General features: G+C 45.7%; 25 protein-coding genes and 1 riboswitch. Of the genes, 10 read left to right on the top strand and 15 right to left on the bottom strand.

All coding sequences use genetic code 11. From position 1 onward, the window contains the following. The first annotated feature begins 171 nt into the window (after nucleotides 1-171). Nucleotides 172-813, top strand: a complete 642-nt coding sequence (locus tag LQZ07_RS02560) for a PEP-CTERM sorting domain-containing protein (RefSeq protein ID WP_152783082.1) — start codon at nucleotides 172-174, stop codon at nucleotides 811-813. 54 nt (nucleotides 814-867) lie between these two features. Here the strand turns inward: LQZ07_RS02560 and LQZ07_RS02555 are convergent, their stop codons facing one another. The 4 genes from LQZ07_RS02555 to LQZ07_RS02540 form a co-directional block, all read right to left on the bottom strand. Further along, nucleotides 868-1,812: a TerC/Alx family metal homeostasis membrane protein gene (locus LQZ07_RS02555; RefSeq protein WP_152783080.1), complete on the bottom strand. Its 945-nt coding sequence runs from the start codon at nucleotides 1,810-1,812 to the stop codon at nucleotides 868-870. A gap of 340 nt (nucleotides 1,813-2,152) precedes the next feature. Beyond that, the gene (locus LQZ07_RS02550; RefSeq protein WP_152783078.1) at nucleotides 2,153-2,467 is read right to left on the bottom strand and encodes a DUF1840 domain-containing protein; all 315 of its coding nucleotides are present in this window, start codon (nucleotides 2,465-2,467) and stop codon (nucleotides 2,153-2,155) included. Between the two features lie 101 nt (nucleotides 2,468-2,568). After that, nucleotides 2,569-3,450, bottom strand: a complete 882-nt coding sequence (locus LQZ07_RS02545; RefSeq protein ID WP_152783076.1) for an SDR family oxidoreductase — start codon at nucleotides 3,448-3,450, stop codon at nucleotides 2,569-2,571. A gap of 4 nt (nucleotides 3,451-3,454) precedes the next feature. Then, a complete protein-coding gene (locus LQZ07_RS02540; protein ID WP_152783074.1) occupies nucleotides 3,455-4,069 on the bottom strand; it encodes a hypothetical protein in 615 nt (204 codons plus the stop codon). Nucleotides 4,070-4,208: 139 nt separating this feature from the next. Between LQZ07_RS02540 and LQZ07_RS02535 the strand changes: the two genes are divergently transcribed. Then, a complete protein-coding gene (locus tag LQZ07_RS02535; protein ID WP_152783072.1) occupies nucleotides 4,209-4,757 on the top strand; it encodes a TetR/AcrR family transcriptional regulator in 549 nt (182 codons plus the stop codon). A 35-nt stretch (nucleotides 4,758-4,792) separates the two neighbouring features. Here the strand turns inward: LQZ07_RS02535 and LQZ07_RS02530 are convergent, their stop codons facing one another. Next, nucleotides 4,793-5,683 (bottom strand): aspartoacylase, encoded by an 891-nt coding sequence (locus LQZ07_RS02530; protein ID WP_152783070.1) that lies wholly within the window; start codon nucleotides 5,681-5,683, stop codon nucleotides 4,793-4,795. A 90-nt stretch (nucleotides 5,684-5,773) separates the two neighbouring features. Beyond that, nucleotides 5,774-6,952: a DNA-binding transcriptional regulator gene (locus LQZ07_RS02525; RefSeq protein WP_016401987.1), complete on the bottom strand. Its 1,179-nt coding sequence runs from the start codon at nucleotides 6,950-6,952 to the stop codon at nucleotides 5,774-5,776. A gap of 284 nt (nucleotides 6,953-7,236) precedes the next feature. Between LQZ07_RS02525 and xylB the strand changes: the two genes are divergently transcribed. The 6 genes from xylB (at nucleotide 7,237) to xylA (ending at nucleotide 16,176) form a co-directional block, all read left to right on the top strand. Next, nucleotides 7,237-8,688: a xylulokinase gene (gene xylB, locus LQZ07_RS02520; protein WP_152783068.1), complete on the top strand. Its 1,452-nt coding sequence runs from the start codon at nucleotides 7,237-7,239 to the stop codon at nucleotides 8,686-8,688. 134 nt (nucleotides 8,689-8,822) lie between these two features. After that, complete coding sequence (locus tag LQZ07_RS02515; RefSeq protein WP_016401989.1) at nucleotides 8,823-10,037, top strand: XylR family transcriptional regulator; 1,215 nt, start codon at nucleotides 8,823-8,825, stop codon at nucleotides 10,035-10,037. 469 nt (nucleotides 10,038-10,506) lie between these two features. Beyond that, nucleotides 10,507-11,466, top strand: coding sequence for a transaldolase (tal, locus tag LQZ07_RS02510; protein WP_152783065.1), 960 nt, complete (start codon nucleotides 10,507-10,509; stop codon nucleotides 11,464-11,466). 27 nt (nucleotides 11,467-11,493) lie between these two features. Next, entirely contained in the window at nucleotides 11,494-13,497 is a 2,004-nt protein-coding gene (tkt, locus tag LQZ07_RS02505) for a transketolase (RefSeq protein WP_194164144.1), read from the top strand. Between the two features lie 199 nt (nucleotides 13,498-13,696). After that, on the top strand, nucleotides 13,697-14,446 hold the full coding sequence (locus LQZ07_RS02500; protein WP_152783061.1) for a hypothetical protein: 750 nt from the start codon (nucleotides 13,697-13,699) through the stop codon (nucleotides 14,444-14,446). Nucleotides 14,447-14,853: 407 nt separating this feature from the next. After that, nucleotides 14,854-16,176: a xylose isomerase gene (gene xylA / locus LQZ07_RS02495; protein ID WP_016401994.1), complete on the top strand. Its 1,323-nt coding sequence runs from the start codon at nucleotides 14,854-14,856 to the stop codon at nucleotides 16,174-16,176. A gap of 57 nt (nucleotides 16,177-16,233) precedes the next feature. On the opposite strand, the gene LQZ07_RS02490 is transcribed toward xylA, so the two are convergent. Then, the gene (locus LQZ07_RS02490; RefSeq protein WP_152783059.1) at nucleotides 16,234-16,596 is read right to left on the bottom strand and encodes a GFA family protein; all 363 of its coding nucleotides are present in this window, start codon (nucleotides 16,594-16,596) and stop codon (nucleotides 16,234-16,236) included. Between the two features lie 214 nt (nucleotides 16,597-16,810). Between LQZ07_RS02490 and LQZ07_RS02485 the strand changes: the two genes are divergently transcribed. Beyond that, entirely contained in the window at nucleotides 16,811-17,656 is an 846-nt protein-coding gene (locus tag LQZ07_RS02485) for a DNA ligase (RefSeq protein ID WP_152783057.1), read from the top strand. A 6-nt stretch (nucleotides 17,657-17,662) separates the two neighbouring features. Here LQZ07_RS02485 and LQZ07_RS02480 read toward each other — a convergent pair whose 3' ends face one another. Beyond that, on the bottom strand, nucleotides 17,663-18,199 hold the full coding sequence (locus LQZ07_RS02480) for a RimK/LysX family protein (protein ID WP_016401997.1): 537 nt from the start codon (nucleotides 18,197-18,199) through the stop codon (nucleotides 17,663-17,665). Between the two features lie 120 nt (nucleotides 18,200-18,319). Between LQZ07_RS02480 and LQZ07_RS02475 the strand changes: the two genes are divergently transcribed. Next, on the top strand, nucleotides 18,320-19,060 hold the full coding sequence (locus tag LQZ07_RS02475) for an ABC transporter substrate-binding protein (RefSeq protein WP_194164143.1): 741 nt from the start codon (nucleotides 18,320-18,322) through the stop codon (nucleotides 19,058-19,060). On the opposite strand, the gene thiH is transcribed toward LQZ07_RS02475, so the two are convergent. From thiH to LQZ07_RS02440, 7 genes are all read right to left on the bottom strand, one after another. Next, the gene (gene thiH, locus LQZ07_RS02470) at nucleotides 19,057-20,169 is read right to left on the bottom strand and encodes a 2-iminoacetate synthase ThiH (RefSeq protein WP_152783053.1); all 1,113 of its coding nucleotides are present in this window, start codon (nucleotides 20,167-20,169) and stop codon (nucleotides 19,057-19,059) included. The genes LQZ07_RS02475 and thiH overlap by 4 nt on opposite strands. A gap of 12 nt (nucleotides 20,170-20,181) precedes the next feature. Then, the gene (locus LQZ07_RS02465) at nucleotides 20,182-20,949 is read right to left on the bottom strand and encodes a thiazole synthase (protein WP_220719979.1); all 768 of its coding nucleotides are present in this window, start codon (nucleotides 20,947-20,949) and stop codon (nucleotides 20,182-20,184) included. Nucleotides 20,950-20,960: 11 nt separating this feature from the next. Beyond that, nucleotides 20,961-21,164 (bottom strand): sulfur carrier protein ThiS, encoded by a 204-nt coding sequence (gene thiS / locus LQZ07_RS02460; RefSeq protein ID WP_016402001.1) that lies wholly within the window; start codon nucleotides 21,162-21,164, stop codon nucleotides 20,961-20,963. Beyond that, the gene (locus LQZ07_RS02455) at nucleotides 21,161-21,946 is read right to left on the bottom strand and encodes a molybdopterin-synthase adenylyltransferase MoeB (protein ID WP_152783051.1); all 786 of its coding nucleotides are present in this window, start codon (nucleotides 21,944-21,946) and stop codon (nucleotides 21,161-21,163) included. The genes thiS and LQZ07_RS02455 overlap by 4 nt, the downstream gene beginning before the upstream one ends. 26 nt (nucleotides 21,947-21,972) lie before the next feature. Continuing rightward, entirely contained in the window at nucleotides 21,973-23,499 is a 1,527-nt protein-coding gene (gene thiE, locus LQZ07_RS02450; RefSeq protein ID WP_152783049.1) for a thiamine phosphate synthase, read from the bottom strand. After that, nucleotides 23,489-25,426 carry a phosphomethylpyrimidine synthase ThiC gene (gene thiC, locus LQZ07_RS02445; protein WP_152783047.1) on the bottom strand — a complete coding sequence of 646 codons (1,938 nt, stop codon included), beginning with the start codon at nucleotides 25,424-25,426 and terminating at the stop codon, nucleotides 23,489-23,491. Before thiC ends, thiE begins: the two co-directional genes overlap by 11 nt. Nucleotides 25,427-25,534: 108 nt before the next feature. Further along, a riboswitch (TPP riboswitch) is annotated at nucleotides 25,535-25,649 on the bottom strand. Between the two features lie 127 nt (nucleotides 25,650-25,776). Further along, entirely contained in the window at nucleotides 25,777-26,319 is a 543-nt protein-coding gene (locus LQZ07_RS02440; protein WP_152783045.1) for a polysaccharide biosynthesis/export family protein, read from the bottom strand. Between the last annotated feature and the right edge of the window lie 9 nt (nucleotides 26,320-26,328).

Raw genomic sequence — 26,328 nt, 5'->3', positions numbered from 1 at the left:
ATCATCTACTTACCCCAAAAGTAGCACGTCAGATTTCTTTACATCTTTTTTCTCAATCATATGTCAAATAGCATAAGATTATGAAATAAAAGTAATTTTTTATTGGCTTAAAAGTTGCTAACGAAATCACATCTAAAGATGTGATTTTTAGCCAAACAAGGGATAAAGAAATTGAAAAAAGCTAAGTTAATACTATGTAGTTTAGTATTTGGATTACTTACCAACCTATCGGCGCAAGCTGGCGTGATTCTTTCGGCAGTAGATGTTAGTACTAATATGGGCACTCGCTTTGCTGGAGATATTAACAATACGATTGATCAATCGGGCCTTAATACTACCTTTGTAAGTGGTGTAACTGACTTTGATACCTACAATCCAAGTAGCCAATCGGTTATTAATACCGCACCGAACCAGTGGTGGGGCGCAACCGATACCTTAGGCTATACCGATTTCGACTTAGGTGCAGTTTATAACCTTCACCGTTTTGCACTATGGAATGCCAATTTCATCTTTGGTGTTAAAGATTTCAGAGTGTTAATTGACGATAACGCAGCGTTTTCTAGCGCGCTTGATTTAGGCTCTTTCACCGCCAACTTTGACCAAGCTACTGGTCAAGTATTTGATTTGCTAGATGGTATTGGCCGCTACGTCCGAATTGAACATCTATCTATCCACAGTAACTCAAGTAACATTAACGAAGTGGCCTTTGATGTTAGCTCATTTTCTCCTGTGACTTCGGTACCAGAACCTAGCACTTTAGCTATTTTCGGTTTAGCTTTTGCCGGTCTAATGTTTAGACGTAAACAGCGCTAAACATAACCGCTATTCACCAACAAGAAACCCGCTTCAAAGCGGGTTTCTTGTTATTTAGTTTAACGAAACACTTACTCGCTTATTACGCTGAATTGATGCCAATACCGCACTGGCCATCACCAGTAGAACGACGGTCAAAGACACTGCTGTAGGGATCGCCCATACAGTTTCAACTAAAGCCATTTTCACCCCAATAAACACCATGATTACTGCCAATGCTGGGCGTAAATATACAAACTTATCTATCATACCCTGCAATACAAAAAACAAGGAGCGCAGGCCCAACAAGGCAAATACGTTAGCGGCTAATACTAAAAATGGCTCTTGAGTCACCGCAAAAATAGCTGGTATCGAGTCCAGCGCAAACAACACATCCATCAAAGCAATAGCGCTAATCACACTGGCCATAGGAGTAAACCAGCGTTTGTTCTCCCGTTTCACCCACAAGACATGGCCATGATACTGATCGGTCACCGGCCATATCTTTGCCAGCAGCTTATTAGTTTGAACTTGGTTATTGGAGTGCTTTTCTGGCAAGGCTAGCTGTATGCCTGTCCACACTAAAAAGGCCGCAAATACATACAATACCCAGTGAAAGCTTGCTAACAATTGGCTGCCAACTGCAATCATCACACTGCGTAACAACAGTGCACCAATCACTCCCCACAACAAAGCACGAGGGCGCAACTCAGCGGGCACCTTAAACTGGGAAAATATCACAGTGAATACAAATAGATTATCTACGCTTAGCGACTTTTCTAATAAGTAACCGGTGCTAAAAGCAATTGCTGCCTGTTGCGGACTATATGCACTGTTTGGTGCGTACCACTGCCAACACCACAGTATAGAAAGGGCAAACGCCATAGCTAAGGCAAACCAAAACACACTCCACATAGCCGCTTTTTTAAGACTGATATTGCCATTTCGAGTTTGCCAAACGTCCACTAGCACCAACACCAAGGTGGCGAGTGCAAATACAAAGTAAGTGATAGAGTTCATTACTGATCCTCAGGGGCAAAGGATCTAGTCTTTATGGGATAATGCCTAGACCTTCACAAACAAACACGCTTAACCTTTTGGCTAGGCACCTTTGTGTTGGTCTCGTCGAGATACCTTTCGGTACCTTCGCATGCCGGATAGGTAAGACACCTAACGGGATGACGACATGCAAATTTTCATCAACTACTCCCCAAGACGCCGCGATATTACGCCTAAAATTTGCCTCGCGCTAGGCTTATTTTGCTTAAAAATAAGACTATGGTTTAAGACTTGTTTTTCATTAGCTTGCGGCACATCAGGTCACTAAATAGGAGCGCTTTCGCGCCGCTAAACTTAGCTATCAGCTATCCCACATAACGTCGCACTGTTTTTTAAGCGCTGAGCTGAGTAATTCAATTAAAGGTTGAGCGCGAGTATTTAAACTAATCACAGGTTCCAATTCGGCATCATTCTCATCAGCGTTAGATTGCTCTGCCTGAGCTTGTGCAGCAAGCTCTAGCTGAGCTTTTAACTGGCTTAAAGCTTCGGCAACATCTTCGGCCCGTATCGCTCCCGGCACACTGCCACTGTGTCCCATCATTTTTAACAGCGCTAAACCAATATCACCAAACATGGTGACATTTGCGTAAGCTTTACATCTGAATGTAATTAACATGGGTATTTACCTATTAATAAATCAACACAAGGCTAGCAGCATAAAACGAATCGCCAATGCTTTCCTTAAGCCAAACGACATTGTTGCTTAACACACTACAATTAAACCCTTTGTTGCTTTGCTTTCGCACTTAACTCATCACGATAATAATTACCCAGGGTATATTGTCCAAAAGCGGGTGCGATAGAATCTTGCCCCATCACTGTAAGAAAAAACTCTGCTGGCCCGCCCCATTTCTCTGGGAGTCGCTTAACAATACTAAGAGCAATGCGCCGGATAAAATCTGGAAGCTTAATTGATTTTGACGGCTTGTCTTGCGCTTGAAATGCCAATTGAGCCATCTGGTTCATCGACAATACTTCAGGTCCGCCTACGTCTAATTCTGATTCACGCCGAGCTATTGCATCGATGCAAAACCTTGCTAGATCTTTGCCATGAATAGGATTAGCTCGCACCTCGCCATTGCCAAACATGTACACTTTTCCGCTTGCTGCCATACGATACAGTTCTGTCATATCGGAGAAAAAGCCGTTTGGCCTAAGCACACAGCCTTGCAGTAATGAAGAGCTTAATAAGCGCTTGGCGAACTTTTCTTTAGCCGCCAACAAACGCACTTGCGGATACTTTTTAGCATTAAAAGCCGAGACATAAATGAATTTACTGACCGCCGCTCGTTCCGCTTCTAACAGAAGATTCAAGTTGGCTTGATAATCCACATCCAAATAAGTCAGGCCATCTTGCTGTCGAGTAATACCCAAACAGGAAATAACCACATCTACATCTTCGCAGATGCCTTTTATGGCTTTTGGCTCGGTGACTTGCGCTTGAATAATTTGCTGCTCGGGTACACCTTTATCCAGTAACTTAGCGCGGTTTCTCGCAACGGCTTTAAAATCTATATTACTGGCCAATAGCTGCTCAACAATGTGCAGACCTAAATAACCAGTGGCCCCAACCAACAATACTTTTTGCTCCTTATCCATCGGTTTAATTCTCCACCTTTTGTTTAGTCTCTAAATCCGGGCGATAAGGCTCCTCTCGCAATATGTGACTAATGAGTAGTTTGAGATAAAACAAAGGCAGAAACCACGCTAATCCCGGCGGTGCATCAAACACAGCCAAGGTAAGAACTAGCGCAAACGAATACAAGATCAAGGCCACCGGACGCTGCAAATACAGCGGCGTTTTTAATACCCACGCACAAGCGACAAGCATATAAGTACCGGTTAACAAAACCCACCAAACATCCAGCTGCAAAAAAGCCCAACTGAATAGGCTTAACTGCACAAAATGCAAAGCTATAAAACTGATATGCTGTTTAAAGCCTTGTCCATCACGATGAAACCAGCGCTTAGCACTGGAAGTAGCATTAGTAATGATGCCGCCAACAATATCAACCGCAAGAATACCCGCCACAACAAACTGAAATACACTCCATCCCAGCTCGCCGTGCCATGCCCACAACAGCAGAGCTGCGCTCGATATAAAAGGTACATACAGTTGCAAAGCTTTCTCCGCATCAGTAGCACCTGGACCAATAAAGCTATCAACTTTCCCCTTCACGCCTGCTCTCAATTCGGGCAGCTGCCAATCAATATTCATAACCTTCACCTTATTTGGACCACTCGGTCTTTTTAAAATAAAACCAATCCACACAAAGGTAAAGCTTTATTTTGTCCGAGTGGTCTAAAAAAATAACCCATGTTATAGTGCTAGGCGTAACAGAGAGCTAGAGAATCAAATGCCAAAGCTGATAAATCACGATGAAAAGCGCAAGGAGATTGCGCTAAAAGCCACAGAGATATTTCTCGAATATGGCTACAAAAATATTGGAATGCGCCAACTGTGTGAACAGCTAGGCATGAGCAAAAGCGCTGTCTACCACTACTACAAAAGCAAAGATCAGCTTTTTATTGCAGCCACCGAAGCCATTGTAAGTGTTGATGCCTCGGCACTAATTGATGCGCCATTGGCGCCCCAGGCCAAGCTTGAACAGCGCTTAGAAAACTTTGTCATTATCTTTCGGCAAATGGCGCCGCGATTCTTCAAAGAAATGCAACTTATTGCCGACTATATTGAAGTGATTGGTGAGGAAAATGTGGCCAGCGATGCATGCATGCAACTGGCTAATCAGAACTACTTAGAGCTTCTGGCAAGCTATGTATCAGAAGAAGCTAAAGATAGCCTATACACGCTTATGCTGGGTTTGCTAAACCATCAAATAATGGCAGGAAAACCTTTAGAGAAAAGCTACATAATAAAGATGGTGAGTGCGCAACTAAACAACTAACGAGAGCGCCAAATTAGCGCTCTTGTTAAGTGGTGTTACTCAAGCTCCAAATACACTTTATCCAGCAAGGACATGGCTAAGTCGTTATCGTAATAAGCCGCTTCGTTAATAAACGCTGGATATACTGTTTTCTCGCCTTGATAACAAATGTCTTCGCCCATAAAGGTTCTAAAAATAGGGTCACCAGTATTAATTGGCTGGTAGTCATTGTCTTGCACATTGCTGTGCACCATCGCTAGTCGTTCACCCTTGTCGTTAAGCGGTAGTTTAATGCTATCGAGATACAAAAAGGCCTCAACTTGTGTAGGTAGCTCAGGTAAATCTTGTTGGTTATGCAGCTCTACAAAATCAAGAATATGCCCGGTCATTTGCTCCATTTGCTCTAACACATCTTGACGCAATACCGATTGCGGCTGCGGCCCAACCTCAATTAAAACGCCATATTTACCACAACTTGCGAGGAAGCGGTGATTACTCATATCCTCTTCCGGTTCATCAAGAAACACTACAGCTTCTGGCATCTGCATAGTGACGTAAGCGGCAAGTTGTTTATAAAAAGGTGTTTGCTCTAACAAGATAAGGGTAGGTCCCATGTTAGAGGTGGTATTGTGCAAGTCGATAATCAAATCCATGTTCGGTTTTGATTTAGGGCCAAGCTGCTGGTGCAGCGCTTTAGCGCGTGATTGCTCATAATTGGCCAAACTAAAATCAGCCAAGTTACTGGCGCTAAATTGGCGATTTAAATCGGCATCAATGTAGCGTTTGTTTTCACCATGCGCTTTAGGGTTGGCAAATACAGTTTCTACTTTGAGGCTAGGACGGGCAATAAGTTGAGGATGTTGCTGCCATTTATTTATTAAGTACACCCCACTAAATTCATTACCGTGGGTGCCACCGACAATGGCAACTTTATTAATCTTCGACAAGTGCAGCTCTCCTTTTATACCAACCAGCAAACAGCCTTGAGCTTAAAAGGAAATACGCTTTGACTCAAGCCAAAGCGCTGTTACTGCTGACTATTCTTCTTGCTCTTGTTTGCTAATACGGTAAGCCTTAGGCGTTAACTCAAGGTCTTTCTTAAATACCGCATACATGTATTGCAAAGAAGGGTAACCACATAGCTCCGCAATGTCGGAGGTAGAAAGCTCGGTATTACGCAACAAACTCATGGCTTGTTCTAACTTGGCACAGTGAATTTCTTGGTGAACCGAGTGGCCAATATCATCTTTAAAGCGCTTTTCTAGGTTTGAACGCGAGACTTTTACATAATCTAATACTTGCTCAACCTTAATGCCTTTACAGGCGTTATGGCGGATAAAGTGCATCGCTTGAATAACATAAGGGTCTTTTAGCGCTTTGTAATCGGTAGATTGGCGCTCAACCACTTGCTCTGGGCCAACCAGCTCACGCACTTTACGTAATTCTTGCCCTTGTAGTTGGCGGTGCAATAGCTTGGCCGCTTGGAAGCCCATTTTTCGACAACCTTGCGCCACCGAACTCAAAGATACTCGACTTAAATGGCGAGTTAAGTCTTCATCATCAATACCAATAATTGATACTTTGTCTGGTACGATGATCCCCAAGTGATCACACACTTGCAGTAAGTGGCGCGCTCGCGCATCAGATACCGCTACAATGCCTACCGGCTTAGGCATAGATTGAATCCAATCCGCTAGGCGATTCATTGCATACTGCCAAGACTCTGGGGTGGTCTCCATGCCGCGATAAACCGCACACTCGTAACCATCACCTGCTACCAGTTGCTGAAAAATCGCTTCACGTTCCATCGCCCAACGGTTGCCCTCATTGGGAGGCATGCCGTAGTAAGCGAAGTACTCTAAACCCTTGGCTTTTAGGTGCTCGTAGGCTGAATTAACCAAAGCACGGTTATCGGTGGCCACATAAGGAAAATCGGGGTACTGCTCTGGGTTTTCGTAAGAGCTGCCAACAGCCACTACTGGCACACGTAGGCCAGTTAGGGCTTTTTCAATTTCTGGATCGTCGAAATCGGCAATAATGCCGTCGCCTACCCAATGTTGTAGTTTGCTGATCCGACAGCGAAAATCTTCCTCTAGAAATATATCCCAATCACATTGTGATGCCTGTAAGTAGTCGCCAATACCTTTAATGATCTGACGGTCATAAACCTTATTTGCATTAAATAACAATGTAATTTTGAAACGTTTATCAAACATGTGGGGCTCCTAAAAGCACGGTGCCAATCAAGATTTAATTTAATATCTAAAAAAAAAGAGCCGAACGCTACTGTGAAAAATCGTAATGTGATTATGATCATGCATATTTAAAACGAAACTGTGAACTCAGGCACGCCATGGAAAAACGCTATTCCTCTGGTAATTTTCGTAATTGAGCCAAGTTTCCAATCCGCGGCAGGATGAGCTCATATTTAAAACACTTTTGCTGCCGCTTAATTACAGTGTAGTTTCGCCGAGCAGCTCGCGTCCAATAAGGAACTTCTATGTATATCGGTATTGATTTAGGCACCTCTGGAGTAAAAGTTGTGCTGCAGGCTGAAAACGGTGACATTTTAAGCCAAGCCACCGAAAGCTTAACAGTATCTCGTCCTGCACCGTTGTGGTCTGAGCAAGCTCCGCAAGACTGGTGGCAAGCCACTCAAGATGCACTTAGCGCATTAAGCAAACAACATTCGCTAGCAGAAGTTAAAGCGATTGGCCTAAGTGGCCAAATGCATGGCGCTACCTTACTGGACGCCCAAGGCGAAATTTTACGCCCAGCCATTTTATGGAACGACGGCCGCAGTGCAGCTCAGTGTGAAGAAATAGAGCGCGCAGTGCCTAATTCTCGCGATATTGTTGGCAACCTGATGATGCCAGGTTTTACCGCGCCTAAACTGCTTTGGGTTAAGCAAAACGAGCCGGAAATTTTTGCCAAGGTAGACAATGTACTACTGCCTAAAGATTACTTGCGTTACTTGCTGTCGGGTAACTTTGCCTCTGATATGTCAGATTCGGCCGGCACCATGTGGTTAGACGTAGCCAAACGCGACTGGAGTGATGACATTCTAGCGGCCACTGGCCTTAGCCGTGAACACATGCCTGAGCTATTTGAAGGCAGTGAGGTTACCGGGAACCTTAAAGCAGAACTCGCCGAGCGCTGGGGCATGCCCGCCGTGCCATTAGTAGCAGGTGGTGGCGATAACGCAGCTGGCGCTGTAGGTGTTGGCATTACTAAGCCTGGCCAAGCGATGTTGTCTTTAGGCACCTCAGGTGTTTACTTTGCAGTAAGTGACGGTTACCTAAGCAACCCCGAATCAGCCTTACATAGCTTCTGTCACGCACTGCCTGGTGCCTGGCACCAAATGTCGGTCATTCTTAGTGCCGCTTCATGTTTAGATTGGGTAGTTAACTTAACTGGCCAAGCAGACGTGCCAAGCATGTTAGCTGCCGTAGAAGCCGCACCAGAAAGTGATAACCCAGTGTACTTTTTACCTTACTTATCGGGTGAGCGTACTCCGCACAATAATCCTGAAGCCAAAGGCGTATTCTTTGGCATGACCCATTCAACTGGCCCCTTAGATTTATGCCGCGCGGTCTTAGAAGGCGTGGCTTATGCCTTTGCCGACGGCTTAGACGCATTGCATGCAACGGGCTTAAAACCAGAAGAAATCACCTTGATTGGTGGCGGTGCGCGCAGTCAGTTTTGGCGTCAAATGCTGGCCGACGTATTTGGTCAAGCAGTCAGTTACCGCTTAGGCGGCGAAGTAGGCCCAGCACTAGGTGCTGCACGTTTAGCCCAACTTGGGGTAACCGAGAACCCAGATCTAGCCGCCATTTGCCCAGTGCCAGAGTTAGTTGAAGTTCACCAAGTGAATGCCGAGCGCCATGCCGTTTACGCTAAACGCCGCGAAACTTACCAAGCGCTTTACCCAAAACTAGCACCACTTTTTTAAGCAATAAACCCAACGAACAGCCATAGCCTTGCTATGGCTGTTCTGCCAGCTAAGTGAACACATCTGATAAATCCGCATTTATCACATGTGCTCACCACGGCCCATTGAACGTAGTAATACGGAAGACAAATACTATGGCAAAGAACTATCGCGTAGCGCTTCTTTTGAACGCTAACATGGCTTACGACCGAGGCATCATTACCGGCATATCGTCATTTGTGAAAAATGGTGCTCCTTGGAGTTTGTTCATTGGAGAACAAAATCTATTTTCGGTGGACGATTTTAGTAAGTGGCAGGGTGACGGCGTAATTGCCGACTTCGACCACCCAGAAATTCGCGATGCGATTAAGTCTCGAAATATCCCAGTAGTAGGCATTGCCAGTAGCGAAACCGTAGCGAATACCATGCAAGATTACCCGGTGGTGATGTCTGACAATAAACAGATCATCAATATGGCGGCACGTTTCTTAAAAATGCGCCGTTATACCCATTTAGCATTTTGTGGTTACCCCAACCGCCCCTTTAATGACTGGTCGGCCAACCGCGAGCAGCTGCTGCGTGATTGGTGTGAGCGTAACCAATGCGCCTATAGCCAGTTTAGCGCTAAAGACAACATTGATACCTGGGACAGTGACTTACAGTGTTTAGTTGATTGGCTCAGCCGCCTACCTAAGCCAGTAGGGATCATTGCTGCCAACGATGTGCGCGCTCGCCAACTAAGCTACGCCTGCCAGCAGGCTAAAATTAACATCCCCGAAGAAGTCTCTATCATGGGGATCGACGATGACGAACTAAACTGCACCTTAAGCTTGCCTACGTTAACTTCGGTTCGCCAAGGCACCCGTGCCATGGGGTATTTAACTGCCTCACTTCTGCAACCACTAATGGATGGCAAAAACTTAGTTAAACGCCATCACTTTGTACAACCTGAACGGGTTATAGGCCGAGATTCTACCGACTTTTTCCATTTTAAAGACAACCTAGTGCGAGGCGCGTTAAGCCTTATTCGAATTAACCAAGGCAATATTAAGGTAAAACAAATTCTGGCCGAACTAGGCTGCTCTCGTGGTGCTATCGACAACAAATTCCATGAAGAGTTAGGCATGTCGCTGCACGCTTACTTGCTGGATACCCAACTTAATTTAGCGCTAGAGCTATTGGTGGATACCGAGCAAACCCTAAGTGAGATAGCTAAAGTGGTGGGCTTTAGTAGCCCGCAGTATTTGTCTTGCGCAATTAAGAAACGCTGGAACATGACTCCAGGCATGTTGCGCGAACAAAAAGGTGTAACAAACCGAGAGCTAGCTCCACTTATTGAAGATACCGAAGAGTTAATCGAGCAAGCCTAGTTTCATCAAGCTGGCATAATTAGCTGCCACTATAAGCGAGTAAGCGCAGTGATAGCCTAGCTTGTTGAGTAATTACGCTATTCCAGAGCACAACCAAGAGCTGAGGGTTTGGTAAAAACGTAACCCAACAGATCTGGTGAAGATCAAAAAAACATCATCACTGTTATTAAAACTCTGCGGTGGTGATGCGTTTCTTTTTTCAACAAATCAGCGCACCATGCAAGGGAGTGTGACAGCAACATGAAGCTTGCGTGGCCCAATTCAACAAAACGCTTAATAAAGCGTGATCTGGATCAGGGCTGCGAAAATTCAACATTAGCGCTAAAAAAAGCGTAATTGCGCTTAATTGCCAGTCTGGCACTTTAATACGGACATGAAGCTTAGCTTTGGTCAATGACCTTCAACCAATAATGAAGGCTCACCAAACAAGCCGCACAATTAGTTTTCATTACAAGGGTCTATACATCTTATGAGTTCTCTACTTACACAGCTAAAACAATACACCACGGTTGTTGCCGATACCGGCGACTTAGACACAATGCGCAAATTCTCACCTGAAGATGCCACCACAAACCCATCGTTAATTGTTAAGGCCTTAGGTTTACCTGAGTACTCAAGCCTACTTAAAGACGTAGCCGACTGGGCTAAAACCCAATCAAACGACCAAGCCGAACAAATCGAAATGGCTGCCGACAAACTGGTAGTAACCATTGGTTGTAAGGTACTTGAGTTAGTACCGGGTCGTATTTCTACGGAAGTAGACGCACGTTTGTCATTTGACACCGAAGCCAGTATTGCTAAAGCACGCCGCTTAATTGAGCTTTACGAAGCGGCTGGCATTAACAAAGAACGTGTATTGATTAAGTTAGCCTCTACTTGGCAAGGTATTCGCGCCGCCGAGCAACTAGAGAAGGAAGGCATTAACTGTAACCTTACGTTGTTGTTCTCATTTGCCCAAGCCCGCGCTTGTGCCGAAGCTGGCGTATTCCTTACCTCACCTTTTGTTGGCCGTATTCTTGATTGGTACAAAGCTAAAGACGCTAACGCAGACTTTGCTGGAGCTAAAGATCCGGGTGTTATCTCGGTATCAGAAATCTACAGCTACTACAAAGACCACGGCTACAACACTGTAGTGATGGGCGCAAGCTTCCGTAACATTGGCGAAATCGTAGAGCTAGCCGGTTGTGACCGCCTAACCATTGGCCCAGCCTTACTTGAAGAGCTAGACCAAACCGAAGCGCAACTAGAAGTTCGCCTACAAGATAAAGGTGTTAGCAAAAACCGTCCTGCTGCAATGACCGAAGCAGAATTCTACTGGGCACATAACGAAGATGCCATGGCAACTGAAAAACTGGCAGAAGGTATTCGTGCCTTTGCAGTTGACCAAGTGAAGCTAGACAACATGCTAATTGAAGCGCTAGAAGCTTAAGATTTATTAATGATTAGGAAACAGAAGATGACTCACCCTCGTCAACAATACGCTAACGCAATCCGCGCTTTAAGCATGGACGGTGTACAACAAGCTAAGTCGGGTCACCCTGGCGCACCTATGGGCATGGCAGACATTGCCGAAGTACTATGGCGCGACCATTTAGTGCATAACCCTAGCAACCCAAGCTGGAGCAACCGCGACCGCTTTATTTTGTCTAACGGCCATGGCTCTATGTTGTTGTACTCGCTACTTCACCTAAGCGGCTACGCCTTGCCAATTGAAGAGCTTAAAAACTTCCGTCAATTGCATTCTAAAACGCCGGGTCACCCAGAATATGGTTACGCACCGGGTGTTGAAACCACTACCGGCCCACTAGGCCAAGGTATTGCTAATGCTGTAGGTATGGCACTAGCAGAGAAAATGTTAGCCGCACAATTCAACCGCGACGGTCACGATATTGTTGACCACTTTACTTACGCCTTTATGGGCGACGGTTGTTTGATGGAAGGTATTTCTCACGAAGTATGTTCATTGGCCGGCACCCTAGGTTTAGGTAAGCTGATTGCGTTTTGGGATGACAATGGCATCTCTATTGACGGTCACGTTGAAGGCTGGTTTAGCGATGATACACCAGCACGTTTTGAAGCTTACGGCTGGAACGTAGTACGCGATGTTGATGGTCACGACCCTGAACAAATTAACGCTGCAATTGCCGCGGCTAAAGCCGACATTACTAAACCTACGCTAATTTGTACTAAAACCATTATTGGTTTTGGTTCACCAAATAAGTCTGGCTCGCATGATTGTCACGGTGCACCTCTAGGTGATGAAGAAATTAAAGCGGCTCGTGAATTCTTAAACTGGCCACACGCCGCGTTCGAAATCCCAGCAGATGTTTACCAAGCTTGGGATAACAAAGCTAAAGGCAGCGAGCAAGAAAACGCTTGGAGCGACAAGTTTGCCGCGTACAAAAAAGCCTACCCAGAGCTAGCTGCCGAATACGCTCGTCGCGTAGAAGGCCAGTTACCAGAAAACTGGAAAGCTGAAACTCAAGCTTTATTGCAACGCTTGCAAAACGAGCCAGCAAACATTGCTAGCCGCATGGCGTCTAAAAACACCCTTGATGTAATCGGTAAAATCTTACCTGAATTGCTAGGTGGTTCTGCCGACCTTGCACCATCAAACCTAACCTTCCACGCTAGCTCTAAATCAGTAAGCGCAGAAGATGCCTCAGGTAACTACCTACACTACGGTGTACGTGAGTTTGGTATGTCGGCAATGCAAAATGGTATTGCTTTGCACGGCGGTTTTGTTCCTTACTCGGCCACCTTCTTAATGTTTATGGAATACGCCCGCAACGCGGTACGTATGGCAGCATTAATGAAGCAACGTTCTATTTTTGTTTACACCCACGACTCTATTGGTCTTGGCGAAGATGGTCCTACTCACCAACCGGTTGAGCAAGTGGCTAGCTTACGTTTAACACCAAACATGGAAACATGGCGTCCTTGTGACCAAGTTGAATCAGCAGCGGCTTGGATCAATGCAGTAGAACGTAGTGATGGCCCGAGTTCGTTAATCTTCTCTCGCCAAAACCTTGCTCAACAAAAACGTAGCGGTGAACAACTAGAGTTGATTAATCGCGGTGCTTACATTCTTAAAGACTGTAGTGGCACTCCAGAGCTTATTCTTATCGCCACTGGCTCAGAAGTAGAGCTGGCCGTTGAAGCCGCAGCCAAGTTAAGCGAGCAAGGTAAGCAAGTACGTGTTGTATCTATGCCGTGTACTGAGCGTTTCGACAAACAAGATGCTGCTTACCGCGAAGCTGTACTGCCAAAAGCTGTTCGTGCTCGTGTAGCTGTTGAAGCACTACAAGCCGACTTCTGGGGCAAATATGTTGGCCTAGATGGCGTAACTGTAGGTATGACAAGCTTTGGCGAATCGGCACCTGCTGGTGAGCTATTCAAACTATTTGGCTTTACTGTAGAAAACGTAGTAGACCAAAGCTTAAGCTTGCTCAATAGCTAAGATTTTTACCTATCGAGCTAAAGGCGCTGATGATTCAGCGCCTTTTTTTTCATCTTTAAATGATGTTGATTGACAAGCAAAGCCGAAAAAGTAAGACTCAACTCACCAAACCAAAGTATTTACTCTAGCTAAACCACTGATCTTAAACAGCTGTCTATACTTGTTGTTGGGGCTTGAAAAAAATTAAAAAGGACTGTTTTTGCAGCTATTCTCAAGGGTAATGATAACGCTTATCGTAAGCTTGCTTGTTAGCCAAGTAAAAGCGGATCCCTTACGTTTAGTTTATCCAAATTTTCCTCCTTATACTTATGCCAGTGACGAGCAACCAGCTGCTGGTAATTTTCTAGTCGAAAAAATCATGCAAGTGCTGGAACAGCCCTACAAAATGGCCCCGGTACCCAACTACAAACGCGCGCTTAGCGATGTGCAATACGGCGTGGCTGATGGTTTTTTCTTTGCATCTCAGAACAGCCAACGTGATGCTATCGCCGAGTTTTCTAAGCCAATTGTTTACAACAATTGGAGTTGGTTTTTTCGCTACGACAGCTATTTCGATCCAGATGCCAACAACTTTAAGACCGATGTAAAAGTTGCCTCAATTGAAGGAACCAACACCTTACGCTGGCTTAATACTCATCACTTCAAAGTTGTTGGCAAGCAAAAAAATGTTACTAAACTTGCGCAACTCCTATTTGATCTAAAACGCATAGATGCGGCATTTTTGTCGGCTGATGTATTTAAAAGTAGCCATGTTCACCCCAACTTAGTAAGTGGTGAATATATTGAAGTTGTGCAGCGCTCTGCCCCCTTTGGTATCTACATTTCTAAGGCTTACTTGGAACATCATCCCGGCTTTATGCAAGACCTCAACCGAGCCATTAGCGAAGTGCAAAACAAATACTTAGACAATACTTACTCGTTGTCGGGACTAAAGCGCAACGCTGATTAAGTGCCCCTATACACTCAATAAATCAAACATTCGCAACGAATGGCTGCATTTAACTCATGCCAGCATTTAACTCATGCCAGCATTTAACTCATGCCAGCATTTACCGCTAGGCAAACATGGGTTTCATGCCATACAAGATAAGATGAATAGCTTTTCATCCAGTGTTTACCGCTTAAAACACCACTAAATAGCATTACGAAATTTCACACACCTGCAATGTTATTGCAGATTTTTTGAAAATTCCTAAAAAAGCGCTGTTTAAAACGCGAGTTAGCGCACGAAAAGTAAATAGCTGAAAAAAGTCTGCATTTTTCATAATTGAGAGAAAGCTAAGCAAGGCTAACAATAAGCTCACAGAAGGAGATTGGTTCTCCGATGAAAACGCATTCTTTTTTAGGAGTAGTTCCATGGCTCAATATTTTGACCAGTTTGAAAAAATCGCATACGAAGGACCAGAGTCCACTAACCCACTAGCGTTCCGTCACTACGACGCGAAAAAAGTAATCATGGGTAAAACCATGGAAGAGCACCTACGTTTTGGTGCTTGTTACTGGCATAACTTCTGCTGGGATGGTTTTGATATCTTTGGTACTGGCACTTTCGACCGTCCTTGGCAGAAGCCTGGCAACGCGCTTGAAATGGCTAAGATGAAAGCTGACGTAGCCTTCGACTTCTTCTCTAAAGTAGGCACGCCTTACTACTCGTTCCACGACGTAGACGTAGCTCCAGCAGGTAACTCTATTAAAGAGTACGCTGAAAACATGAAAGTAATGATGGACGTTCTTGCTCAGAAACAAGACGAAACCGGCATGAAACTTCTTTGGGGTACAGCAAACGCATTCTCAAATGCACGTTACATGTCTGGCGCTGGCTCTAACCCTAACCCAGAAGTATTTGCTTACGCTGCGAGCCAAATCTTTACTGCTATGAACGCAACCAAAATGCTAGGTGGTGAAAACTACGTATTATGGGGCGGCCGTGAAGGTTACGAAACATTGCTAAATACTGATCTACGCCAAGAGCGCGAGCAGCTAGGCCGCTTGTTCCAAATGGTAGTAGAGCACAAACACAAAATTGGCTTTACCGGCACAATCTTAATTGAGCCAAAACCAGCTGAGCCTACTAAGCACCAATACGACTACGATACAGCTACTGTATACGGCTTCTTGAAGCAGTTCGGTCTTGAAGACGAAGTGAAAGTAAACATCGAAGTTAACCACGCAACTCTAGCGGGTCACTCTTTCCACCACGAAATTGCGACTGCTATTTCACTAGGCCTATTTGGTTCTATTGATGCTAACCGCGGTGATGCGCAACTAGGTTGGGATACTGACCAATTCCCTAACAGTGTTGAAGAGTGGACGCCAGTAATGTACGACATTCTGCGCTCTGGTGGCTTTAAAGATGGTGGTTTAATGTTTGATACTAAACTACGTCGTCAAAGTATCGATCCAGCCGACTTCTTCCACGGCCACATTGGCGGAATGGACACTTGTGCATTAGCACTTGAGAAAGCCGCTAGCCTAATTGAAAGCCAAGAAATCAGCAACATCGTTGCAGATCGCTACGCTGGTTGGAGCGGTGACCTAGGTAAAGCCATTATGACTGGCGATTACAGCCTAGAGTCTTTAGCAACTCAAGCTATTGGCGACAACATTGATCCTAAACACGTATCAGGTCGCCAAGAAGAGCTAGAAAACATTGTTAACAAACACATTTTTAGCAAGTAACACCTAGTACAATTCCTTATTTGTATTAAGTTAGCCGACGCTTAGCGTCGGCTTTTTTTATTTTGGCTCAGTAGATAACTCCGCACCTTTTACCAAACTCACCATTAAGCTCAATGGGTCGATACTTTCCAAACAACCTGCATTTACCCGAGTAAGCTCTGGCGCAGAACGAGGGTTGTGGAAAGTATAAATTCCGCAGTGCTTACAAAAGTAATGCTTCGCTATTTGGGTATTCCACTGATACAAACTTAAGGCCTGCTCACCTTGCAACAGCTCAAAACTGTCTTCTTCCGCGGTTAGCATCACAGCTCCCTTACGCTTACACAAACTGCAATTACAACGCAGCGCAGACTCTAGACTGGTGCGTAGGCTAAATTTAACCGCACCGCAGTGGCACTGGCCTTGATAATGTTGAGCCATTTTCTTCTCCTTGCTACTAAGGGCAAACATAAACCGAACTGTTTGGGCGTAATCACAATCGAGCCCTGAGATGAAGGCTTTATACAAATCACTTCTCAATGGCTCATCGTTGCAACAAATTAGCCAATAAAGCTCGACTAAATAACAACTAGCCCTAGCGACCTACCTTAAATTGCACTACCATTAATAACAATTAACTCATTACAGGTAGAACATGGATCGTTCGTTTAGCACCAAGCTTAGCCTATGTATGCTTTTTTTTAGCTCGTATCCGCTATTAGCAAAAACACCACAACCGCCAGCATTGGTATTAGCTAGTGATTACCAACAGGGCTTAGACCTTCAAGATTACTGGGTATGTGAAAAATACGATGGCGTAAGGGCGTATTGGGACGGCAAGCAATTATTTAGTCGAGCCGGCCACGTGATTGACCTTCCCAGCGCCTTAAGCAAACAACTACCAGAAGTGGCGGTAGATGGAGAGCTTTGGTTAGGCAGAGGCCAATTTAGTGATCTAGTCAGCCTAATCAAACAACAAGATGTAAACTTAAACAAATGGCAACAAGTTCAATTTGTGGTGTTTGATTTACCCAACTATCCTGGCCCTTACCAACAGCGCTACCGCCATTTACAAACCCTTAGCAGTGCAAGCGACTTTATGCGTGTGCCAGTTTATCGTGCCTACCCAGGGCGACCAAAACTAGAGCAGCAGTTGGCTAAAATCAGTGCTGAGGGTGGCGAAGGGTTAATGCTGCGCGACCCTAAATCAATGTATCTTCCAACACGCAGCAATGCGCTCATTAAATACAAAAGCTACCAAGATGCCGAGGCTAAAGTCATTGCGTATAGTGATGGCAAAGGCAAATACCGTGGCATGCTTGGAGCTTTGGTAGTTCAAGACCAACAGGGCCGGCAGTTTAAAATAGGCAGTGGTTTAAGCGATCAATTGCGCGCCGATCCACCACCTATTGGCAGCTTGGTTGAGTATCGCTATAACGGGCTCACCGAACATGGCAAACCCCGCTTTGCGCGTTTTGTTAGGGTTCACCAAACCTTATAATTGAGGCTATTTGAGGTTTTTGTTGAGTTCTACATCGACCAAGTAATCACCTTCTAGCCAGTTACGGCCAATCAGCAATTTGTAATGCATTTTGCTGCGATCGCGTAAATTAACATCTACGGTTTTTGCCTGCCCTTGCCAGGCAATCGCCAAGGCAACTTTGTAGCGAATCTCTAGACCTTGAGAGTTACGCACCGCTGCAACATCGGTAATTAAGGCTTTACCTTGGTGCTTTTCACCATGTTCGTTCTCGGTAGTAAACTGCAAATATTTACCAATGTTCTTGCGCATGAGTGGTCGCACTACCGACTTCTGTTCGGCCTCGCTGTAGTCAGCAGGGTCAATGTTTTCACCGTCGATAACTCGCATGTCTTCCGCATGCAAAGAAGTGCTAGCCGCTCCGGTATCAATTCGAGTTAAAAACCTTAAGTTGGCTTCTACTACTTTTACGTGCTCGGCGGCGCCTACTGTTTGCTTCTCGGCCATTGCGCTACTTACTACAGCAAGTACTAGCGTTACGGCTACTAGTAATTTCTTTAACACATTCCACCTCTTATATTGTCACGAAAACAGCACACTAATGGGTTAATTACGGCTGTTTAAAGTCGCATACCTTAGCATGATTCTTTATACTTTGCGGCAAGCTCAAGGATGAGGACTCAAATGAGACGACTCGCAGTTTTCTTACTAATCATCAGCTCTGGCCTGTGCCAAGCAAAAACCATCGATATACAAAGCTTTGTTTTTCCACCTTATATAATGCTCAATGCTCAAGGTAAGGCCGAAGGGATCATTGTAGAATTGATTCAACAAAGCTTTGAAAAATTAGATGTTGAAGCCAACTTTGAAATAAGTAACTGGGCCCGCGCGTTTGCTAAAGTAAAAAGCCACCAAAGCCAGGGCTTGATTCCCACTATGCGAACTCCCGACCGTGAAGCGTATTTTTATTATCCTGATACGGCGTTTTTACTGCTAGACCAGCATTTAATTGCACATAGCTCTTGGCAAGGAAATCAGTTCTCTGGTGACTATGCCGAGCTAGATGACTATCGTATAGGAAAAGTTCGCAATGCCCGCATCTCACCGAGTTTTGATAATGCGCTAAGTCAGCAAGTATTCGACGTTGAGAAACACAACAGTGTAGAAGGGTTGGTTAAATCGTTATTGCGCGGACGACTAGACATGATTGCCACCGACAGTCGCCAAGCTAAGTTAGTTGCCATGCAGGAGGGCCAAGCAGACAGTATCAAGCTGATTAAACCTGCCTTGGGACAAGTACCGGTGTATCTAGCGTTTAGTAAACAACAAGTAGACCTTGAGTTAGTAGAGCGCTTTAATCAGCAACTTAAGCTACTACTAGAGCAAGGGGCACTAGAACAGCTAGAAGCAAAATACTTGCACTAGCCTAGTACCCGATCCCAGTCTTTCCACACCACTTGGTAGCCAGCTTGCTTTACTGCATCGGCGACTACTTCTGGGCGGCGTTCGTCGCTGATTTCAAACTGTTCAAGCGCTTTGGTGCTATCGTCAGCATAACCTCCAGGTTGAGTGCTCGAAAATGCACTCATGCTGGTAATGCCAAGTGGAATAGCATGATTACGGAAGTGCTCAGACTCTCGGGTAGATAGCGACAGCTCAACATCTGGGTTAAACAAACGATAAGCACAAATAAGTTGTACTAATTGTTTGTCGGTCATCACCGATTTTGGCTGAAAGCCGCCTTCACAAGGGCGCAAACGTGGAAAAGAAATTGAAAACTTACTCCGCCAATATTTGCGCTCCAAATATTGCAAATGAGCAGCCACATAAAAACAGTCACTGCGCCATTCATCCAAACCAATGAGTGCACCAATGCCCATTTTGCGAATACCCGCCTCTCCTAAACGTTCAGGAGTAGCAAGACGAAAATCGAAATCGCGTTTTTTACCCTTAGGATGAACCTCGGCATAGCGGTGGCGATTATAGGTTTCTTGATAAACCATCACCGCGTCTAAGCCAAGGCTAATCAACTCCTCATACTCGTCTTGCTCAAGAGGCTGAACTTCCATAGAAACATGAGAAAAACGCGCCTTAATCCTTGGCAGAACTTCGCGAAAGTAATCCATACCTACTTTACGTTCCGACTCACCGGTAACCAATAGAATGTGGTCAAAGCCAAGCTGCTTAATGGCTTCTAGCTCAGCGTCTAACTGCGCCATATCTAAGGTGACGCGACGAATTTTGTTACCCATGGAAAAGCCACAATAGTCACAAACATTGCTGCACATATTGCTGAGATATAAAGGGATATAGAATTGCTGAGTTTTGCCAAAGCGCTGCTGAGTTAAACGCATACTGCGCTGCGCCATCAGCTCAATATAGGCTTCAGCAGCCGGTGAAATAAGCGCCTGAAAGTCATCAAGGTCCAGCTTATCTTTGGCCAGCGCTCGCTCTACATCAGCAGCGGTTTTACTGTTTATTGCCATATGAACAGCGGTATTGTCGTAACGGGCTAATTGCTCAGCAAAACTCATGGGCTTCTCTAATTACAAAGTATCTAAAAATGCAGTGAGAGGACTCGATGCCTCGGCGTGACGCAACTCTGCGCCCAAACCTGCCAAGTAGGCACTACGGCCAGCCTCAACCGCTTGAGCGAATGCCTTAGCCATTGCTACTGGATCTTTAGCCACAGCCATAGCAGTATTAACCAACACTGCATCTGCGCCTAACTCCATAGCCAGTGCAGCATCTGAGGGCGCTCCAATACCCGCATCAACCACTACCGGTACATTGGCTTGCTCAATAATAATCTCTAAGAAATCGCGGCTACGCAGCCCTTTGTTGGTGCCAATAGGCGCGCCTAAGGGCATCACCGCAGCACAACCAACATCTTCAAGGCGTTTGCATAATACTGGGTCAGCATGCACATAAGGCAACACCACAAAACCTTGCTCCACTAGCTTCTCTGCTGCGGCTAAGGTTTCGATAGGATCGGGCATTAAGTACTTAGGATCTGGATGAATTTCTAATTTGAGCCAATTAGTGCCTAGAGCTTCTCGGGCTAACTGGGCGGCAAAAATCGCTTCTTCTGCGTTACGTGCCCCCGAGGTATTAGGCAATAGATTCACCCCAGCTTGAATAAGCGGAGCCAGAATATCGTCTTGCTGGTCTTGCGCATCGACACGTTTCATCGCCATGGTAACTAGCTGGCTACCGCTGGCTTGAATACTTTGGCTCATTAACTGTGGGGTCGCAAATTTGCCAGTGCCGGTAAACAAACGGCTGGTAAAACTCTTATCTGCAATCTTTAACACAAGGCTTCCTCTTATCCGCCAGCAATGGCGCGAAATACTCTTACTTTGGCTTGGTCTGCCAGCTTAGTGCTTGCCCACTCGCTGCGAGTCACAATGTTGCCATTAAGCACCACCGCAATGCCTTCGGGTGCTTGCTGGTGTAATGCTAATAGTTGCTCAATGTTGAGCTCAGCATCAAGCGACTGTGCTTGACCATTAAATTCAATATTAATCATGATGTTTGTTTATCTTTTCCACATACCGGACAGTTTGCATCGGCGTTCACTTTAAGGTGAAACCATTCAAGGCTATGCGCATCAAAACTGGAAAAACGACCGCGTTGAGCAGAAGGAGTGCCCGCTATCAACTTAATCGTTTCTAAGGCTTGCAAGCTACCAATGGTGCCTACAACTGGGCCAAGAATACCGGCATTACTGCAGTTGAGTTGCTGTTCACTGGCATTAGGAAATAGGCAGTGATAGCAGCCTTGTTCAGCCTGACGAAAATCAAACACCATTAACTGTCCATCAAAGGCAACCGCAGCTCCGCTAACTAGTGGCACTTTGGCCTTAACACAAGCTTGGTTTACCGCATAACGGGTAGCGATGTTGTCACTGCAATCAAGCACTACATCGGCTTGAGCCACTTCCATGGCCAGCAACATCTCATCCATTTTACGGTTAACGGTTCGCACCTGAATGTTTGAGTTTAGAGCTTGCAAATGCTGCTTAGCCGCCACGACTTTAGGCTGTTTAATATCGTCTTCTCGGTACAAGACTTGGCGCTGTAAATTAGAGCTGTCTACTTCATCAAAATCTGCCAACACTAATTTTCCAACACCAGCCGCAGCCAAATACAAGGCTGCAGGTGCGCCCAATCCGCCCATACCAACCAGCAATACCTGCGCACTCTTTAACTTGAGCTGCCCCGCTTCGCCAACATCCTTAAGTAACAGATGACGGCTATAACGAAGAACTTCTTGATCGCTTAAGGTTGATTGCTTGCTGGTTTGGCTCATAGTGCTTCCTAATGCTGACTGGCTATTTATTGGCTGACAATGGCTTCTAGCTCAGCAACTGCCGCAACCGGATCTGCTGCTTCGGTAATTGCCCGTACCACTGCCACACTGCCCACACCACATTGCCAAACTTGTTTCGCTCGAGGCAAGTCGATGCCTCCAATGGCTACCAAGGGGTAATCTTGCATCAACTGAGCATAACGGCTGAGTTTAGCTAAACCTTGCGGCTTAGATGGCATATCCTTGGTTGTAGTAGGGAAAATGTGTCCAAGTGCAATATAACTTGGTTGCAGCTGGCTAGCACGTAGCAATTCAAAATAACCATGGGTACTAATGCCCAAACGCAAACCTGCGGCAGCAATTTGTTGCAAGTCGGCCACTTCTAAATCTTCTTGGCCTAAATGCACACCATAAGCACCATGCTTAACCGCCAGTTGCCAGTAGTCATTAATAAACAAACGCGCTTGATGTTGGTGCCCCAAATCAATGGCACGTTTAACATCAGCTTCAACGTCGGCATCGGCTTTGTCTTTAATCCGCAGCTGAATGGTTTTAATGCCCATAGTAAGCAAGCGTTCAATCCACTCAACACTATCTACAACAGGATAAACACCCAGCTTATTAGTGTCACAGCGCGCAAAAGGCACGGCCTCTGGCCAAGACTCACTTAAGCAAAATTGCTTACCCAACTCGGTTTGTGCCGACTCAACTCGTGGGAAATTTACCCGCTCTGTGGGCCACCCAAGATGGGCTAGATTGCCACGTCCAGTAACCTGTTTTAAGCCTTGATAAACATAGGCTTTAGCAATCACCAAAGCGTCTTCCATGAAAAAATCATGCGCTAATGCAGAAGCTAAGGCAGAGGCTAAAGTACAGCCGGTACCATGGGTATGCGGTGCGTCAATCATGGGACTAGACAATACAATTTCACGCTGGCCATCAGTGAAATAATCCAAAGCTACCTTGGGGGTTAACGCTAAGTGTCCACCTTTGGCCCACACCGCTTTAACGCCCTGCTTAAGCAAAACTGCGCAAGCTTGTTTTAGCTCAGCCACACTATTTAGCGCCACGCCACTTAAGGTCGCTAGCTCTGAGGCATTTGGTGTTAACACATCGGTTTGTGCTAATAGTGCCGGTAAGGCTTGCATCAGATCGTCCAAGGCTAGGTTTGCCCCTGAACTGGCTACTAACACTGGGTCACACACCACCAACGGAGGCTCGGCCCAAGTCGCCTTATAAGTGGCAATTTTATCTGCCACAACACGCACTAATTCTGCACTGCCCAACATGCCAATCTTAATCACTTTAGCGGGGTTGGTGGCCGCAAGCGCATCTAGTTGCGCCGCTAACAGTTCAGGTGAAGACGGCTGAATAGCCGTCACTCCCTTAATGTTTTGCGCAGTTATCGCTGTTACTGCGGTGGCGCACTCCACCTCAAGATCATGGGCAGTTAGCAAGTCAGCTTGCAAGCCTGCACCCGCACAACTATCGCTACCTGCGATAGTCCAAATTTGCGGGCGCAAACCTTCAGCAGTTTCCAGCTTAAACTTCATCGCTGGTCTCGGCGCGCAGTGGCGAGTGGTAAATCTCGGCACCTTTGTTTCTAAATTCAGCAGATTTTTCTGCCATACCGTCGGCCACAAAACCTAAATCGGCCAATGGCTCGTCAATCATTTTAATTTCCAGCTCGTTGGCATAATCACGCACTTCTTGAGAGATTTTCATTGAGCAGAACTTAGGTCCACACATTGAACAGAAGTGAGCCACTTTAGCCGACTCTTGTGGTAAGGCTTCATCGTGATAGGCACGCGCAGTGTCTGGGTCTAAGGCTAGGTTAAACTGATCTTCCCAGCGGAACTCGAAACGCGCTTTACTCATCGCATTATCCCGAATTTGCGCGCCAGTATGACCTTTGGCTAAATCAGCCGCATGAGCAGCGATTTTGTAAGCAATCATGCCTTGCTTCACGTCTTCTTTGTTAGGTAAACCTAAGTGTTCTTTAGGGGTTACGTAACACAACATGGCACAGCCAAACCAACCGATCATTGCAGCACCAATGCCCGATGAAAAGTGGTCGTAGCCAGGAGAGATGTCGGTGATTAATGGACCAAGCGTATAGAACGGTGCTTCATGACACTCTTCTAATTGCTTTTCCATGTTCTCTTTAATCATTTGCATTGGCACATGGCCAGGGCCTTCAATAATCACTTGAACATCGTATTCCCAAGCCACTTTTGTTAGCTCACCTAAGGTTTCTAGCTCAGCAAACTGGGCTTCATCGTTGGCGTCGGCAATCGAACCAGGACGCATGCCATCACCTAGCGACAGTGATACATCGTAGGCGGCACAAATTTCACAAATCTCGCGAAAACGCTCATACAAGAAGCTTTCTTTATGGTGGGCTAAACACCACTTAGCCATAATTGAGCCACCACGCGATACAATGCCAGTAACTCGCTTAGCGGTCATTGGCACGTAACGCAGCAATACACCTGCGTGAATCGTGAAGTAATCCACCCCTTGCTCCGCTTGCTCAATCAGCGTGTCACGGAACACTTCCCAAGTAAGGTCTTCGGCAACGCCGTTTACTTTTTCTAAGGCTTGGTAGATAGGCACAGTACCAATTGGCACAGGAGAGTTACGAATCACCCATTCGCGGGTTTCGTGAATATAACGGCCAGTAGATAAATCCATTACCGTATCGGCGCCCCAACGGCTTGCCCATACTAGCTTTTCAACTTCTTCTTCAATCGAAGAAGTTACCGCTGAGTTACCAATGTTGGCATTCACCTTAACCAAGAAGTTACGACCAATAATCATTGGCTCGGCTTCGGCGTGGTTAATGTTAGACGGAATAATCGCGCGGCCTCGTGCCACTTCATCACGAACAAACTCACCAGTGATGTGCTCTGGCAATGAGGCACCAAAGGAATGGCCTTTTTGTTGCTCGGCTAACAACTCTTCACGGATTTTGTCGCGGCCCATGTTTTCACGAATAGCAATGTACTCCATCTCTGGGGTAACGATGCCTTGGCGAGCATAGTGCAGCTGGGTGACGGTTTTGCCTAGTTTAGCTTTACGTGGCGTTGGTAGGTTTTCGAAACGAATATGATCAAGGCCTTCATCTGCCAAGCGCTGCTGCGAGAAGTTAGAGCTTAAACCCGCTAACTCTTCAGTATCGCCACGCTCTTCAATCCAAGCTTTACGCAGTTGTGGCAAACCTTTATGAACATCTAACTCTGCGTTTTCGTCGGTGTAGATACCCGAAGTATCGTAAACGCGTACCGGCTCGTTAGGCTCAAAGGTAGGTTCTTCTTTGGTGCCGCCAACTAAACTGTCAGACAGGTTAATTTGGCGCATGGCAACTTGGATATCGTCACGACTTCCCTGAATATAGATTTTTTCTGAATTTGGAAAAGGTTGGCCTTGCAGGTTATTAATGTATTGTTCTGCTGCAGCTCGAGTTTCGCGTCTTGACATGACTGGCCTCTAAATAAAAATTTAAGTAATGAGGCTTGTCGGATGTAGGAAAAGTAACCAAATGTTAGACCAAGAGTGTATTTTTTACACTAGTAGTAACAGAAGGAATTGATTACTTATCTTGTTCCCTGCGCAGGCATTATCCTGATCAAGTTATACGGATCCCACACAACGTAGCTTAGCTAACCGTGGTCTCAGCCTTTCGGCACTCCGACAAGAGAGCCGAGTATAGGGCCGAAAAAGCCAAACCACAATAGTGATATTAAGAAAGCCAATGATGATATTCGCTATTTTGCTTAAAACTAGGCTAACAGGTTTAGATAGGCATTTGGCGTAAGCCAACAATGGGATTAGAAGAAACTTTGCGGAATATTAAGAACATCACCAGCAGAAACCCGGTCTTCAAGGCTTACTCGCTCGCGCTCATCGGGAGTCGCCCCTTCTGCTTGTATAGTAATTTTGCTTTTACCGGCACGCTCGGTAAAACCACCAGCAAGAGTGATAGCACGATTTACCGTTAAGCCGGGTTGATAAGGGTATGCCCCTGGGCGAGCCACTTCACCATTAATAAAAAAGGGCCGGTATTCAACCATGGTAACTTGCACCATTGGGTCAACTAAATAGTCACCCTTTAGGCCATTTTGGATCTGTAACTGCAACTCGGTGAGGGTAAGGCCACGCACTCTTATTTCACCTAAAAACGGGTAACGAATAAACCCGTCATCAGATAAACGGGTTTCCAAGCTAAGCTCTGGCTCACCGTATACACTCACTCTAAAGCTATCGCCTGCCGCTAAACGGTAGTTGCTCACCGTTTCAGCATGCGAAGAAAAACACAGCACGCCGACTAGTAAAACTAGTCCTTTTTTAAGGCGCGCAATGTGTTTTCGCATAACTTAATC

Source organism: Agarivorans sp. B2Z047, assembly GCF_023373605.1.
GTDB lineage: Bacteria > Pseudomonadota > Gammaproteobacteria > Enterobacterales > Celerinatantimonadaceae > Agarivorans > Agarivorans albus.
The sequence above is the reverse complement of the archived record's forward strand: the minus strand, read 5'-3'. Positions and strand labels throughout refer to the sequence as shown.

What these genes read in the sequence shown, in the direction of transcription:
- tal (WP_152783065.1), top strand. Translation starts at nt 10,507, where the DNA reads ATGAGTTCTCTACTTACACAGCTAAAACAATACACCACGGTTGTTGCC.
- LQZ07_RS02550 (WP_152783078.1), bottom strand. Translation starts at nt 2,467, where the DNA reads ATGTTAATTACATTCAGATGTAAAGCTTACGCAAATGTCACCATGTTT.
- thiE (WP_152783049.1), bottom strand. Translation starts at nt 23,499, where the DNA reads ATGAAGTTTAAGCTGGAAACTGCTGAAGGTTTGCGCCCGCAAATTTGG.
- LQZ07_RS02475 (WP_194164143.1), top strand. Translation starts at nt 18,320, where the DNA reads ATGAGACGACTCGCAGTTTTCTTACTAATCATCAGCTCTGGCCTGTGC.
- LQZ07_RS02540 (WP_152783074.1), bottom strand. Translation starts at nt 4,069, where the DNA reads ATGAATATTGATTGGCAGCTGCCCGAATTGAGAGCAGGCGTGAAGGGG.
- thiS (WP_016402001.1), bottom strand. Translation starts at nt 21,164, where the DNA reads ATGATTAATATTGAATTTAATGGTCAAGCACAGTCGCTTGATGCTGAG.
- LQZ07_RS02490 (WP_152783059.1), bottom strand. Translation starts at nt 16,596, where the DNA reads ATGGCTCAACATTATCAAGGCCAGTGCCACTGCGGTGCGGTTAAATTT.
- LQZ07_RS02535 (WP_152783072.1), top strand. Translation starts at nt 4,209, where the DNA reads ATGCCAAAGCTGATAAATCACGATGAAAAGCGCAAGGAGATTGCGCTA.
- LQZ07_RS02440 (WP_152783045.1), bottom strand. Translation starts at nt 26,319, where the DNA reads ATGCGAAAACACATTGCGCGCCTTAAAAAAGGACTAGTTTTACTAGTC.
- LQZ07_RS02555 (WP_152783080.1), bottom strand. Translation starts at nt 1,812, where the DNA reads ATGAACTCTATCACTTACTTTGTATTTGCACTCGCCACCTTGGTGTTG.
- LQZ07_RS02515 (WP_016401989.1), top strand. Translation starts at nt 8,823, where the DNA reads ATGGCAAAGAACTATCGCGTAGCGCTTCTTTTGAACGCTAACATGGCT.
- xylB (WP_152783068.1), top strand. Translation starts at nt 7,237, where the DNA reads ATGTATATCGGTATTGATTTAGGCACCTCTGGAGTAAAAGTTGTGCTG.
- xylA (WP_016401994.1), top strand. Translation starts at nt 14,854, where the DNA reads ATGGCTCAATATTTTGACCAGTTTGAAAAAATCGCATACGAAGGACCA.
- thiC (WP_152783047.1), bottom strand. Translation starts at nt 25,426, where the DNA reads ATGTCAAGACGCGAAACTCGAGCTGCAGCAGAACAATACATTAATAAC.
- LQZ07_RS02545 (WP_152783076.1), bottom strand. Translation starts at nt 3,450, where the DNA reads ATGGATAAGGAGCAAAAAGTATTGTTGGTTGGGGCCACTGGTTATTTA.
- LQZ07_RS02525 (WP_016401987.1), bottom strand. Translation starts at nt 6,952, where the DNA reads ATGTTTGATAAACGTTTCAAAATTACATTGTTATTTAATGCAAATAAG.
- LQZ07_RS02455 (WP_152783051.1), bottom strand. Translation starts at nt 21,946, where the DNA reads ATGAGCCAAACCAGCAAGCAATCAACCTTAAGCGATCAAGAAGTTCTT.
- tkt (WP_194164144.1), top strand. Translation starts at nt 11,494, where the DNA reads ATGACTCACCCTCGTCAACAATACGCTAACGCAATCCGCGCTTTAAGC.
- LQZ07_RS02485 (WP_152783057.1), top strand. Translation starts at nt 16,811, where the DNA reads ATGGATCGTTCGTTTAGCACCAAGCTTAGCCTATGTATGCTTTTTTTT.
- thiH (WP_152783053.1), bottom strand. Translation starts at nt 20,169, where the DNA reads ATGAGTTTTGCTGAGCAATTAGCCCGTTACGACAATACCGCTGTTCAT.